Genomic DNA, 13,678 nt, shown 5'->3' with positions numbered 1-13,678 from the left:
TGGGGAGCACTGAAATGTCCTCGACGCAAAGCAACACTGGCATCGTCTTGACCGTCAAAGACCTTAAAAAAAGCTATGGCGACCACCAGGTGATTCAGGGGATCGACCTCGAAGTAAAACGCGGTGAGAAGATCGTGATTTGCGGCCCTTCAGGCTCGGGCAAGTCCACCTTCATCCGTTGCATCAACGGCCTTGAGACTTATCAGGCCGGCGAAATCAAAGTCGCCGATCCCAAGGGAAGCGGCTTCATCAAGGGCCTTCGCGATATACGCCGCGAGGTCGGCATGGTGTTCCAAAGCTTCAACCTCTTCCCCCATATCAGCATCCTCGAAAACTGCACCCTGGCGCCCATGAGCGTATTGGGGCTCAGCAAGAAGGACGCAACCGAACGAGCCGAGCATTACTTGGCCAAGGTTCAGATTTCCCAACACGCCCTGAAGTACCCTGGCCAGCTTTCGGGTGGTCAACAGCAACGCGCCGCAATCGCCCGAGCACTTTGCATGTCCCCCTCCGTGATGCTCTTCGATGAGCCCACCTCTGCTCTGGATCCTGAGGTGGTTCAGGAGGTGCTGGACATCATGTGCAAACTCGCCGAAGACGGCATGACCATGCTCTGCGTTACCCATGAAATGGGCTTCGCCCGGAAGGTCGCTGATCGCGTCATCTTCATCGACGGTGGAAAGATTATCGAGGAAGCCCCACCGGAAATTTTCTTCAATTCCCCCAACCAGCCACGCGTTCAAAACTTCCTGCGCCAGATCGCACATTAAAAACGCCATAGCAGAATCCGAGGTTTATCAAATGCAAAACTCTAAATTTGCGAGTGTTCGCGAACAGTTTCCTGCTGTCGAAAATCTGCTCTATCTGGACGCGGCCCATCAAACTCCCCTGTCAGTACCGGTGAAAGCTGAGCTCGATGCTTTCTACACCGCAGCGCTCAATTACGCTGGCCCAAAGTACGGCTGGCTGAACCGCGTGGAAGAAGTTCGCGCCAAGCTGGCGGCCTTCATCGGCGCCCAGGCCAACCAGATCGCGTTCACCAAGAACACTTCCGAAGGCCTGAACATCTGCGCCAGTGGCCTGCAGTGGGAAGCCGGTGACAACGTGCTCCTGCTCGACACTGAGCACCCAAACAATGCCTACGCTTGGCTGTCCAAGCGTGAAGCAGGCCTGGAGGTACGCCTGGTACCTTCGGACAAGAAGTGGGCTGATGCCGATACCTTCGCCCCCTATGTCGACGAGCGCACCCGTGCGATCGCCATCTCCCACGTGATGTTCCACAACGGCCAGCGTAACGACATGGCGAGCATTACTGCTTTCGCCAAATCCAAGGGCATCGCCGTGATTGCCGACTCCATGCAATCGATCGGTGTGTTCCCGATTGACGTGAAAACGCTCGGCGCCACGGCCATCGCTTCGGGCAGCCACAAGGGCTTGCTGACGCCGCAAGGCCTGGGCTTCCTCTACACCGAAAGCAAGGACATCGTGCCGACCTACGTTTCCAATGCCGGTGTTGCCAATGCGCGCGCTGACCTGGTGCCGGTGAGCGAGCCACTCAGCCTGCGTGACAACGCTCACCGCTTTGAGATCGGCAATTTCAACCTGCCGGCGATCCACGCCCTGGGTGGTGCGCTGGATCTGATCAACTCGATCGGTCTGGAGAACATCGCCGAGCACGTACTGGGCCTGGGTGACGAGCTGATCAAGGTCTGCGACGAGCTGGGCGTTGAGCTGGTCGGCCCGCGCGAGCGCGAGTTCCGCTCGCACATCTACGTGCTGGATCTGACCGAGCCGGAGTGGGCTGAATTCTTCAAGTCCGAGAACATCCGTCTCTCCCCAGTGCGCGATGGAATCCGGGTTTCGTTCGGCATCTACAACACCACTGATGATGTGAAGCGATTTGGCGATGCTCTGAAAAAAGGGATTGGCGTCATCAAGAAATCAGCTGCTTAACACTATTCGGCTCGCAAGAAAAACCCCTGATCTAGCGTGAGCTGAATCAGGGGTTTGGTTTTGCAGCCGTGCACTACCTGCGGCATCTAGATGCCGCGCCGATTACTCGGCTTTGAAGCTGTAGACAGCCAGTTTGTTGCCGTCCAGGTCGCGGGCGTAAGCGGCGTAGGCATTCGGTGCCCAGCCACGCTCACCAGCAGCGCCTTCGTCTTTACCACCAGCGGCCAGGGCCGATTTGTGGAATGCATTGATGGCCGCGCGGCTTGGCGCTTCGAAGCTGACGGTACCGCCGTTACCAACGGTTGCAGGTTGGCCGTTGGCAGGCTTCAGCACGAAGAAGGATGGCTTGTCGACGCCCCAGATCGAACCATTGTCGCCCAGGTCAGCGATGCGCTTCAGGCCGATTTGGCCCAGCACTTCGTCATAGAACTTACGGGCTTTTTCCAGATCGTTGGTGCCGACAGTTACGTGAGTGAAAACAGACATGTGAATCTCCATCTAGGTGGGGTTTGCTGAAAAATGGCGTTGGCACAGCCAACGCCGAATTGGAGTCAGAAATGGACGACGGTACGAATGCTCTTGCCTTCGTGCATCAGCTCAAACGCTTCGTTGATCTCATCCAGGCCCATCGTGTGGGTGATGAACTTGTCGAGCGGGATTTCGCCCTGCTCAGATTTCTCAACGTAGGTGGGAAGCTCTGTACGGCCCTTGACGCCGCCGAACGCGGAGCCGCGCCATACTCGGCCTGTTACCAGCTGGAATGGGCGGGTGGTGATCTCGGCACCTGCAGGCGCCACACCGATGATGGTCGACTCGCCCCACCCTTTGTGGCAGCACTCCAGTGCCGCACGCATCAGCTGCACATTGCCGATGCATTCAAAGGAGTGGTCAACGCCGCCGTCAGTCAGCTCGACAATCACGTCCTGGATTGGACGATCGAATTCCTTGGGGTTGATGAAGTCAGTCGCACCCAGCTCTTCGGCGATTGCAAACTTCGAAGGATTGATATCGATCGCAATGATGCGCGAGGCCTTTGCCATTTTTGCGCCAATGATGGCAGCCAGGCCGATCCCGCCGAGACCGAAGATTGCGACGGTGTTCCCTTCTTGCACCTTCGCAGTGTTGAGCACTGCACCGATACCGGTAGTGACACCACAACCCAACAGACACACCTTCTCAAGAGGTGCTTCTTTCGGGATTTTGGCCAAAGAAATTTCTGGAAGAACGGTGTACTCCGAGAAAGTAGAGCACCCCATGTAGTGATAAACTGGCTCACCGTTGTAGCTGAAACGGGTGGTACCGTCAGGCATCAAGCCTTTGCCCTGAGTGGAACGAACGGCTTGGCAAAGATTGGTTTTACCCGAGGTGCAAAATTTGCACTTTCCGCACTCCGCCGTGTACAGCGGGATGACATGGTCACCGACTTGAAGCGAAGTAACACCTTCACCAATGGCCTCAACAATCCCGCCGCCTTCATGTCCCAGAATGCAGGGAAAAACTCCCTCAGAATCCTGGCCGGAAAGTGTGTAGGCGTCAGTGTGGCAAACGCCGCTCGCGACAATGCGAACCAGCACCTCACCAGCCTTCGGCGGTTGAACATCGACCTCGACAATTTCGAGTGGCTGATTTGGCCCAAAAGCAACAGCGGCGCGCGACTTGATCATGAATTTAACACCTTTTGACTGTATTGCAGGTGCTTTTACGATATGGAAATCGAGGCTGGCCTGCACGCCAAACTCACAGCAAATTAGGCCAAGGTCGCCCAGAATCAGGCCAAAGACTGGCTATTGGAGATGAACGTGATAAATAGTGACCACATGACAACTCGTTCGATCGACATGGTCATCTATCCCGAATTTAAATCATTCGAAGCTATCGGGCCGATGACGGTATTCACTTATGCCAACAAGCACCTTCAAGCCCAAGGTAAAGAGCCAGGTTATTCGGTAAGAGTCATATCTACTCAGGTAGGCCCCGTGCAATCCGATACCTTGATGAGCCTTGAAGCGACTCTAGCGCTCAACCTGCTCGACCTACCACATACCGTTATGCTCGTCGGAGCGCACGACATTGAGCAAGCAGTAGAGAAAAATCCGAATATCGTCCAATGGGCTAAACAGGCTGCACCCAAAGTAGAGCGCTTTGCTGCCCTATGCTCAGGTGCCTTTTTCCTTGCGGCAGCGGGCCACTTGAATGGCAAGCGCGCAACGACGCATTGGCGCATGGCGGATACGCTTAAGCGAAGATTCCCCAACATCCAAGTAGAAGTAGATTCAATTTTCATCAAGCAAGAGAATCTTTGGACATCGGCAGGCGTAAGCGCTTCCGTAGATTTGGCGTTAGCTTTCGTCGAGATGGATTTTGGCCACGAACTGGCCCTGGATGTAGCACGAGATTTAGTGATTTTCTTGAAGCGTCCAGGGGGGCAGTCACAGTTCAGTTCAAACCTGACAAGCCAGATGACTACTTCGACATGCATGCGTGATGTTCAAGAATGGGTTATCGAAAACATCGACAAGAAAATATCGATCCCGCAGATGGCCGAGCAAGCCTCAATGAGCCTGCGAAACTTCACAAGACTCTTCAGTAAAGAAGTCGGGCTCAAACCATCAGAATTCATCGAGAAGGCCCGAATCGACAAGGCTCGCCGGCTCTTGAGCGAAAGCGAATTACCGCTCAAGAGCATTGCTTTCAAATGTGGCTTTGCAACAGCTGACCAGATGCGCGTCGGATTTCGAAAGCACCTTTCCGTATCACCTAAAGAGTACCGTGATCGTTTTATTGGTTCGTAATACAAGAGGACACTGCTATGGCTTACCATCGAACAGAAGATGAACTGCAAAAAACCCTTATTGGTCAACAGATGCCGAGCATCCCGTTCATTTCGACGAGCGGGGAAATTGTTGACCTGGCTGCAGTGACTGGGCTGACCGTCCTGTTCATCTACCCCCGCACAGGCAACCCGGCCATTCCGGCGCCCGCAGAACTCGAATCCATCCCCAGTGCCAAAGGCTGCACACCTCAAGCCTGCGGGTTCAGCAACCACCGCAATGATCTAGAGCTCCTGGGCGTTTCGCACATCTACGGTCTTTCATCTCAGAGCAGCGACTATCAAAATGAACTGAAAGATCGTCAGTCACTTAGCCTCGACCTGCTGTCAGATGAGGCCTGCCGCCTTGCTGCAGCACTTGGGCTGCCAACCTTCCAAGCCGGCGATTTGTTGCTCTATTCAAGAGCAGCCCTGATTATCAAGGACGGTTCAATTCTGCACATTATCACCGACATCCCCAATCCCAGCGAGAATGCCACCACGGTAGCATCGTGGATCAAAGCTAATCTGGCTCGATAAGAACAAAAAAAGGCTCCCGACATATATCGAGAGCCTTTGAGTATCGCCACAGGGTGACCAACCCCTTAAAACTTCGTGATGAGCTCCAGTTTCACATCATCCAGCCAGGCTTTCTCATAGCGCAGTACCTATTAGGCAGATGCGGACTCTGTAGCTTTGGGTTCAATTTTCCCCGAGTAACCAGCATCCAAAACACCATCACGCTCACTGGTTTTGGCGATTACCGCAGTAGCAATGCTGTTACCTACAACGTTGGTAGCAGCACGCCCCATGTCGAAGAACTGGTCAATCGCGAGAACCAGCAAGATGCCTGATTCTGGAAGATTGAACATCGGCAGAGTGGCAGCCACTACGACCACGGACGCGCGCGCTACACCAGCGACACCTTTACTCGTCAGCATCAAGGTCAATAGCATGAGCAGTTGCTGAGTGAAGCTGAGTTCGACATTGAATGCCTGGGCGATAAAAATTACCGCGAAGGCTTGGTACATCATCGAGCCGTCCAGATTGAACGAGTAACCAAGGGGCAGAATGAAACTGGATGCCCGCTTATTCGCCCCGAACTTCTCCAATGCCTCCATGGTTTTAGGGAATGCGGTTTCACTGCTCGAAGTAGAGAACGCGAGCATTAATGGTTCACGAATCAGCTTGCCCAAGGTGAAGATCGAGCGCCCGAGGAACAGGAAACCGACACCGAAGAGTATCATCCAGAGAATACCCAGCCCCAGATAGAACTGAAGAATGAGCCATCCGTAGTCTACGAGCAGTCCTAGGCCACTGACGGTGATTGCGGAGGCAATCGCCGCAAACACACCAAGTGGTGCAAACATCATTACGTAGTCGGTGATCTTGAACATGATCTTGGAGAGTTCTTCAAGCGCGTAGAAAATTACGCTTGTTCCCTTCCCCTTCATCACACACAAGGCTGAACCGAAGAAAATGGAGAACACCACAATCTGCAGTATTTCATTATTCGCCATCGCTTCAACGAAGCTTCTCGGGAATACATGAGTAATAAAGCTCGCCAGATTGAATGACCCAGCATTAACTGCAACAGGCGCTGAGGCAGATTGGTGTAGATCCATATTCAAGCCTGCACCAGGCTGGAACAGATTCACCAACATCAACCCAACAAGTAACGAAACGAAGGAGGCAGTGACGAACCATGCCATGGCGCGAAAACCGATGCTACTCACTGCGCTCGACTGACCCATTGACGCGATGCCACATACCAACGTAGCAAACACCAGAGGGCCAATAATCATCTTGATCAAGCGGAGAAAAACTTCAGAAATCAACCCGTAGTACGAGGCAATTTCTTTCGCAGTCGATTCGTCAACTGCATAGTTATGGCTAGCCCAGCCAACGATAACACCGACAACAATCGCCAGGGCAATGAGCCTTGGCAGTTTCTTATGATTCATGACTACACCTCAGACTTTTATTTTTGTAGCTAACTACGGGCAGTCTAAAACAATGAAAATTTTATTATTCGAGGCCTTCCATGACCGAGGGCAAACCCCATATCTACAGGGTTTGCCCTAATATTACGATTACGCGGCTTTACGCTTGATTTGCTTCAGACCTTTCCGGAGGACGGTTGCGAAGCGATCGACGTCATCAGTGGTGTTGAAGATAGCGAAGGACACGCGGATGCCGTCGCGCACTGGGGACAGGCGAATGTTCTCGGACTTGAAGAACTCAGCCCACTCCGGCTCGGTCAGATCCAGCACGTAGATGTGCGAGCGGAATTCGCGCTCGCGCGGGCCGACCAGTTCGACGCCTAGCTCGTCGCAGACCTTGATCAGCTCATCACCCAGGCCCAGCACGTGCTCAGCGATGTTCTCCAGACCGATCGAGTTGATCAGATCCAGCGCACCACCCAGGGCGTGGATCGCCGGCAAGTTGAAGTTGCCGATCTCGAAGCGGTGAGCGTTGTCACGCAGGCTGAGTGGCTCGCTCACCGGCACCAAGTCAGCGCGCGCATTGGCAACACCGGCATTGGAAACGTAGGTCGGCACGATGTCCTTGCTTTCGGTGTAGAGGAAGCCCAGGCCTTGCGGCGTCAGCAAGCCCTTGTGGCTGCCCGAAGCGATGGCCGTGGCGCCGAGCGTTTTCACGTCAATCGGGAACACACCGATCGATTGCATGGAGTCGGCAATCACGGCGATGCCCTTGGATTTGGCGAAAGCAGTAATGCTCGCCATGTCGTTACGCTGGCCGTTGTGGAACATCACGTGGGAGATGGCGATCGCGCGGGTGCGCTCGTCGACATAGGGGGCGAAGGTATCAGCGTCAGCCCACTTCTTGCCCGAAGGCACCAGACGTACGTCCAGCCCTGCTTCACGCTTGGAAAGCCAGGCGTAGGCATTGTTCGGATGTTCGGTGTCGAGCAGCAGCACGTTGTCACCAGCTTCCCACTGCAGGCCACTGGCGCAGATGTTCAGGCCTTCGGAAGTGTTCTTGGTGAATGCGATCTGGTCAGCCTGGGCGCCGATGAAGGCCGCCAGCTTGGCGCGAACTTCTTCCACGCGGTTCAGCCAGCCGTACTTCGGGCCAGCGTAATTGAGCGCTGCCGTGTAGAAGGCATCGAGCTCGGCTTTCACCGGGACTGACAGCGGGGTTTGGTGGGCGGAATCGAGATACAGCGTATTGTCTGCAGCAGGAAAATGTTTGCGGATTTCGCCGTTGAAAACATTCATGAGGACACCTCAGCCAAGCGTATGCAGTAGGGATGTCACAACCGCTAAGCCGTGACATAGGTGGGTACCAGAGGTCGAGCACACCCGGCGTAATCCGACAGTGAGCCAGGGTGATCGCCAAACCTCAAGATGACCCCACAGTAGCTATGACCAAAGCCAAGCAACAACATTAAGTCCCTATAAATGGAACTAAATGTGCCGTTTTATGAGTTTATTCTGACGTTCGCCCCCACAGGAAGACGCTTGCCAATCCGAACGCAGCGTGTAACAGTTCCATTTAACGGAACGCTATCGCTTGCCCGCCAGCTTCCTCACCGTGAACGATGCCAAACAAAATGACCGAAGACGTATCCCCTACCGAACGTGCTTTCCTGGCGCTGGAGCTATTGGCCGATCGAGGCAGTATCAATATCTCGGATCTGACTCAGTACCTCAACATGCCCAAGACTTCTGCTCATCGATTGCTGAGCAACCTTGAGAGCTTTGGGTATATCCGCAAGTCAGAAGGTCGTGGCTTCAAAATCGCGCCACGGCTGCTTGAGCTGTCAGCGATGATCTCCATCGCCTCACATGCGCAGGCCCCCATTCACTCGATTCTGGTGGGCTTGACGCGCGCGACAGGCGAAAGCGCCAGTTTCGGCATTCTGAACGGCCACGAGCTCGAATACATTGACAGCGCCACCGCCGATACTCGACTGACTCTACAGTTCCAAGCGGGCCAACGCGCACCTCTACATTGCACATCCAGTGGCAGGGTCATTCTCTCGCTGATGAGCAACCGGGACCTGTCAAAGTACTTGGCGAGCGGGCCGTGGGAGCGCTTCACTCCTCGGACCGTTTGCGAGCCAGACGAGCTCGCAAAGGTCATCGCGAAAACACGCAAGAACGGTTATGCGATCACAGATTCCGAATACACCTTGGGCGTGATCGGTGCAGCTGTCCCGGTGTTCACCGCGGAGAATCGCTTGGTCGGATGCGTGAGCGTGTCAGCCCCTCAGGCTCGCAAGACAGAAGGAGACCTTATCAAGGCCATCCCTCTGATGAGTGATGCTGCGAGGCGGATCACAGCCTGCCTCGCAGTGGCCGAGGACGAAGGACTCTAGCAAGGCATTGGCCGCAGCTCAGTTCCCGAGCGAGTAGTTCTTGCGAACCCTTCCGCACATGTTCATCACCACATGCAGGGGGCTCTGGCCTTGCCATCCCGCCAGATCCTCTATCGTAATTTGCTCATCCCCAGAACGACCATAAATCACGATCGTGTCGCCGACCGCTGGGCTATCACCTCTCGAGAGGTCGACCGCTGCATACTCTTGGGAGACGAACATGAGCGGGAGCCGGCGCCCTTTGTGGAGCACGTAAGCGGTCTGACCGGCCGCTGCAGAACGATAGCCTTCATGCAGCCCGATCGGCACGATACCGACAACAGTCGAGGCTTCGACCTGCAACCGCCCACCATTTCCGATACTCGCTTGCGAGCCGTGCTTGCGGATATGGACAATGCTAGCCGACACTTCACTGATTGCGGGGCGAAAACGAGCTGTTTTCTCTGCGTCGACCGAACTTTTTCCAAGGCCTCCGTACAGGAGGTGGCCTACACAGACCGCATTCGTGTGGGTGGGCACATCCTTGAGAACACCGCTGCTTGCCAAGGACTGACTGATCGGTATCTGGTAGCCCGCGTCCTTGAGTTCACCCAGTAACCTGTCGAACTTGGCCAGCCCAAATTTAGCCCACTCCAAACCTGGTCCATCAGAGAATGGCACATGGGTAAACACCGCCTCGATCTGCAGACCAGGCAATGAGGCAACATAGTCAATTAGATCTCGGGCCTGCTCGACAGGGACACCCAGGCGTCCAAACCCAGCATCCACTTTCACGAACACCTTCAATCGCCCATGAGAAGCTTCGGAGGCTGCCAGCGCGAGTTCCTTGGAGTAGATCGTTGGCATCAAGCCCAGCTCTCGCACGAGCGGCATCGCACCCGGCAGTATCCCCGGAAAAAGGTGAATGGGGATGTCGTTACCTGCATCGCGAATAGCGATCGCATCGTGGATCGACCCGGTAGCCACCGCATATGCACCGCACTCCTTGAAGACCTGCGCAGCGAGTGACGCCCCTACGCCATAACCATCCCCCTTGATCGACGGAATGATCTTGGTGGCTTCACCGACCATCGATTCAAGCTGGCTGAAATTCCATCGAAGGGCCGCTACGTCCACGGTCATCTGGAGAGGATCTGAAGTGTTCAGGTAATCCTTACGGCTGAAAGGCTTTTGCGAATTCATCACATCTCCTGATCGAACAAGTCTAGGCTGCTGACCCCACTAGAATAGAATTATTTCCGGCACCAATGGTTCCGATAATCGGGATTTGTTATTTACTAATTCCCCCCCCCTGATAGGGTTCATCTTGGCCAGGCAAGATCATCTGTCAGGTAAATCGCCGCGAGCCTCGCCAGCCCGACAGAGTGGGCTTCACGCCCCTTTAATACTCTCGACCGGGGTAATCCCGATCAACTCGGATACTATCTGGAGTACTAAACGTGACATTCACCTCTCTTATCGCCTCCTCCCTACTCATGACTGCCGGGCTAGCTCTATCGCTAACGGTAAATGCTGACCCCCTTCCTGAGATCAAAATCTTTGCGACAGGGGGTACCATTTCGGGAGGATCAGCATCGAAAATCGATACAACCAAGTATAAAGACGGCCAATTCGATATCGACACATTGATTAATAACTTGCCAGAACTAAAAGATATCGCGACCGTTACAGGCGAGCAGGTAGCAAACATTAGTTCTGAAGATGCAGACACTCCAACACTATTAAAAATTTCCAAATCTGTAAACAAATCTCTCAGCAACCCTGCAATCAGCGGTGCGGTGATCACCCATGGCACAGACACGCTGGAGGAAACTGCTTTTTTCCTGGAGCTGACCGTAAAAAATCCAAAGCCCGTCGTGCTGGTCGGTTCAATGCGCCCGGCGACTGCCATCAGCGCAGACGGCCCTATGAATTTGCTTGAAGCCGTATCAGTCGCCACTAAATCCGACGCGAAAAACCGTGGGGTCATGGTGGTACTTAACGATCGAATCAGCTCCGCAACATTTACAACTAAAACCAATGCTACTGCACTGGATACATTTAAGGCAGTCGAACAAGGCTACCTGGGCATATTCGTCGGCATCAAGCCCAGGTTTTACTACCCTGCAGCCCGCCCACTCAACCTACCTTATTTCGACGTCAGCAATACGGATACGTTGCCGAATGTCGTGATCATCTACGGGCACCAAGACCAAAATGATCTCTTCATACGTACCGCCGTCGCAAATGGCGTGAAAGGCATTATCATGGACGGTACAGGTGATGGCAACGTACCTGCCCGCGTCAAATCTTCAGTCAAAGAAGCAATTGCGAAAGGCATTCCTGTCATCATGGCCTCTCGCACAGGCGCTGGCATTGTTTCAGAAAAAGACCTGGGCATTGGAGCAGGCGTATACAACGCGCAGAAATCCCGAATCCTGTTGATGCTGGCCCTTAATCAGGGGGACAGCATCGATAAAATTCGAGACTACTTTGAGAAATAAGTGTTCGCAAGTCACGACACTTTGCCCGACAAGAGGCCTACGATTAATATAAGCTTGCCAACCACCATCTTTCAGAGATGGTGGCCACCCTTGGCGCGCACAAACAGTTATGCTCGACAGCCAGCCAAACCCACCCTCATTCGATTTTGAATCGACGCACTATATTGCCAAGCTCAGTAGACGCGCTTTTCAATCCAACAGTAACCGCTTGCGTCGACTCAGCCCCCTTGGTTATCTCACCCGCATCAATACTGATAGCCATGATGTGGCCGTTTATATCATCCGCAACCTGATGCTGCTCTTCAGCCGCCGCAGATATTTGAATACTCATGTCTCTTATCACCACGACCGCGGCGTCGATGTTCATAAATGCGTGGGAAACAGAAGATGCACACCCCGCCAGTTCTCGAGAGCACTCAAGGCTCTGCTGCATGGTTATCGAAACTTTCTTGGTACTTTCGACCAATCCATTAAGTAAGGCATTGACCTGCTCAGTGGAGTCGGTTGTTCGTTTAGCCAGGGCCCGTACTTCATCAGCCACAACCGCAAATCCTCGCCCCTGCTCCCCCGCCCTCGCCGCCTCGATAGCAGCATTCAGGGCGAGAAGGTTCGTCTGTTCTGCGATACCGCGTATATTCGACAATATAATATCGATGGAATTGACATCGTGCTCCAACTCCTTGATTGAACCGGAGGAACGGTTAATGAATTCCTCGACTTCGGAAACAAACCTCATCATCTGCTTGATCACTTGCTTCCCGGCCTCCACCTCGCTGCCGCCTGCCTGCGCAGACTCGGCGGCCAGGCTGCAATTGCGAGCAACTTCACCCGCTGTTGCGACCACTTCATTGAATGAAGTGGACAACTGATGAACGGCGATAGCCTGTCGATTTGAAGCAGTACTCAAAGACTCTGCCTGACGGGCAATTTCCAACGAGTTCGACTCAACACTTACGCTCGAAACATTCACATCTTTAATTATTTTTTGAATGCTAACAGCGAAGCTGTTGAAACTATCCGCCAGCCCTCCCATCTCATCTTTGCGAGCAACATCCAGTCGCTGCGTCAAGTCACCTTCACCCTCTGCAATTTCCTTCAATCGGCGCGACGCACTTTGTATGGGCGAAACAATTCTGAAAGTAAAGATGCCACCCGCCAGCATGCACATTATCACAATCACAATAACTGCCACTGCGATAGTACCCACCAACGACATAGAGCCCTCGGCAAGCTCCGTCGTTTCGATTAGACCTAAAAACTTCCAACCCAACTCATCGGAGGAATATACGCTTACAGCATAGTTGACCCCTGCAATCTCTACCTCGCCGTTCCCGGAAGCCAGCAGCGAAATATCCTTATAGCCTCCACCCAAGCCCGCAAGCGATTTCAGGTTATTTTCTGGGTATCGCGAGTCAGCGATAATATTCCCAGAGTCCTCGACTATCATGACGTAGCCGGTCCGACCAAACTTTATACTTTTGGCCATTTCCGTGAGGTCCTTCAGGGAAATATCGATCCCTGCAACACCTTGAATACCCGCACCGGTAGTAAACGTCAGCCCCGTGGAAATGAGCGCCGTGTTGTCTTCCTCAAAACTATACGCCTTGACTCTTCCAAACTGCCCTGGATTCTCTGCTGCTCGCTGATACCAACCACGTTTGCGAGGATCGTAATTGGCCTTGACCTTTGTAGCCGGCCACATTAAAAAATCACCAGAATCGGTACCCACGTACACATAGGAATAACTTGGATGGGTTTGCCCAACCTGACGGAGCAAGGTAAACAAGTCCCCAGCCTTTCCTTGATCGGGTGCTTGCGCATCGGACACCGAAGATACATCGATATATGAGGGCAACCTGCCATCAACCTCGGTTACCTGTTTCGAATTCGCCAGAAATTTTAAATTCTCGGAGACACCTTTAAGCACAAGTGCGAAGCTGTTACTCACCTGCCTTAGCTGATGCTGACTGCTCTCTTCAAAAAAATTCCGCTCCCGCTGCATCATCTGTTCAACAACAAACACCCCTAGCGTCACTATCGGCAACAGTGAACTCAAGAGAAAAAACATCAACAACTTTACTCGAATGC

The 13,678-nt window shown here is 53.5% G+C and carries 12 protein-coding genes and 1 pseudogene; 6 read left to right on the top strand and 7 right to left on the bottom strand.

The features are described 5' to 3' along the window. Positions 1–14: 14 nt before the first annotated feature. Positions 15–770, top strand: a complete 756-nt coding sequence (locus ACIQUI_RS07100) for an amino acid ABC transporter ATP-binding protein (protein WP_403196435.1) — start codon at positions 15–17, stop codon at positions 768–770. Between the two features lie 31 nt (positions 771–801). Beyond that, entirely contained in the window at positions 802–1,953 is a 1,152-nt protein-coding gene (locus ACIQUI_RS07095) for an aminotransferase class V-fold PLP-dependent enzyme (RefSeq protein WP_403196432.1), read from the top strand. A 102-nt stretch (positions 1,954–2,055) separates the two neighbouring features. Here ACIQUI_RS07095 and ACIQUI_RS07090 read toward each other — a convergent pair whose 3' ends face one another. Together ACIQUI_RS07090 and ACIQUI_RS07085 are read right to left on the bottom strand one after the other, a co-directional pair. After that, positions 2,056–2,439, bottom strand: a complete 384-nt coding sequence (locus ACIQUI_RS07090) for a VOC family protein (RefSeq protein ID WP_403196430.1) — start codon at positions 2,437–2,439, stop codon at positions 2,056–2,058. A gap of 65 nt (positions 2,440–2,504) precedes the next feature. After that, complete coding sequence (locus ACIQUI_RS07085; protein WP_403196427.1) at positions 2,505–3,617, bottom strand: S-(hydroxymethyl)glutathione dehydrogenase/class III alcohol dehydrogenase; 1,113 nt, start codon at positions 3,615–3,617, stop codon at positions 2,505–2,507. 153 nt (positions 3,618–3,770) lie between these two features. Between ACIQUI_RS07085 and ACIQUI_RS07080 the strand changes: the two genes are divergently transcribed. After that, positions 3,771–4,745 carry a GlxA family transcriptional regulator gene (locus ACIQUI_RS07080; RefSeq protein ID WP_403196424.1) on the top strand — a complete coding sequence of 325 codons (975 nt, stop codon included), beginning with the start codon at positions 3,771–3,773 and terminating at the stop codon, positions 4,743–4,745. Between the two features lie 17 nt (positions 4,746–4,762). Further along, positions 4,763–5,302 (top strand): peroxiredoxin, encoded by a 540-nt coding sequence (locus ACIQUI_RS07075; RefSeq protein WP_403196421.1) that lies wholly within the window; start codon positions 4,763–4,765, stop codon positions 5,300–5,302. Positions 5,303–5,433: 131 nt separating this feature from the next. Here the strand turns inward: ACIQUI_RS07075 and ACIQUI_RS07070 are convergent, their stop codons facing one another. Together ACIQUI_RS07070 and ACIQUI_RS07065 are read right to left on the bottom strand one after the other, a co-directional pair. Beyond that, the gene (locus ACIQUI_RS07070; RefSeq protein WP_403196418.1) at positions 5,434–6,726 is read right to left on the bottom strand and encodes a dicarboxylate/amino acid:cation symporter; all 1,293 of its coding nucleotides are present in this window, start codon (positions 6,724–6,726) and stop codon (positions 5,434–5,436) included. A 129-nt stretch (positions 6,727–6,855) separates the two neighbouring features. Then, the gene (locus tag ACIQUI_RS07065) at positions 6,856–8,004 is read right to left on the bottom strand and encodes an aminotransferase class V-fold PLP-dependent enzyme (RefSeq protein WP_403196415.1); all 1,149 of its coding nucleotides are present in this window, start codon (positions 8,002–8,004) and stop codon (positions 6,856–6,858) included. 335 nt (positions 8,005–8,339) lie between these two features. Here ACIQUI_RS07065 and ACIQUI_RS07060 point away from each other — a divergent pair, with 335 nt between their 5' ends. Next, positions 8,340–9,107: an IclR family transcriptional regulator gene (locus tag ACIQUI_RS07060; protein ID WP_403196412.1), complete on the top strand. Its 768-nt coding sequence runs from the start codon at positions 8,340–8,342 to the stop codon at positions 9,105–9,107. Positions 9,108–9,125: 18 nt separating this feature from the next. Here the strand turns inward: ACIQUI_RS07060 and alr are convergent, their stop codons facing one another. Next, positions 9,126–10,289 (bottom strand): alanine racemase, encoded by a 1,164-nt coding sequence (alr, locus tag ACIQUI_RS07055; RefSeq protein ID WP_403196409.1) that lies wholly within the window; start codon positions 10,287–10,289, stop codon positions 9,126–9,128. 257 nt (positions 10,290–10,546) lie between these two features. Between alr and ACIQUI_RS07050 the strand changes: the two genes are divergently transcribed. Continuing rightward, the gene (locus tag ACIQUI_RS07050; RefSeq protein ID WP_403196406.1) at positions 10,547–11,590 is read left to right on the top strand and encodes an asparaginase; all 1,044 of its coding nucleotides are present in this window, start codon (positions 10,547–10,549) and stop codon (positions 11,588–11,590) included. 136 nt (positions 11,591–11,726) lie between these two features. On the opposite strand, the gene ACIQUI_RS07045 is transcribed toward ACIQUI_RS07050, so the two are convergent. Next, the gene (locus ACIQUI_RS07045; protein ID WP_403196688.1) at positions 11,727–12,560 is read right to left on the bottom strand and encodes a methyl-accepting chemotaxis protein; all 834 of its coding nucleotides are present in this window, start codon (positions 12,558–12,560) and stop codon (positions 11,727–11,729) included. A gap of 27 nt (positions 12,561–12,587) precedes the next feature. Then, a pseudogene (locus ACIQUI_RS07040) lies at positions 12,588–13,592 on the bottom strand (cache domain-containing protein); the annotation flags it as partial. Positions 13,593–13,678: the final 86 nt, after the last annotated feature.

The sequence above is a fragment of the Pseudomonas sp. NPDC090592 genome (assembly GCF_044769185.1).
Lineage (GTDB): Bacteria > Pseudomonadota > Gammaproteobacteria > Pseudomonadales > Pseudomonadaceae > Aquipseudomonas.
Note: the sequence above shows the minus strand (reverse complement) of the source record. Positions and strands in the feature narration are given on the sequence as shown.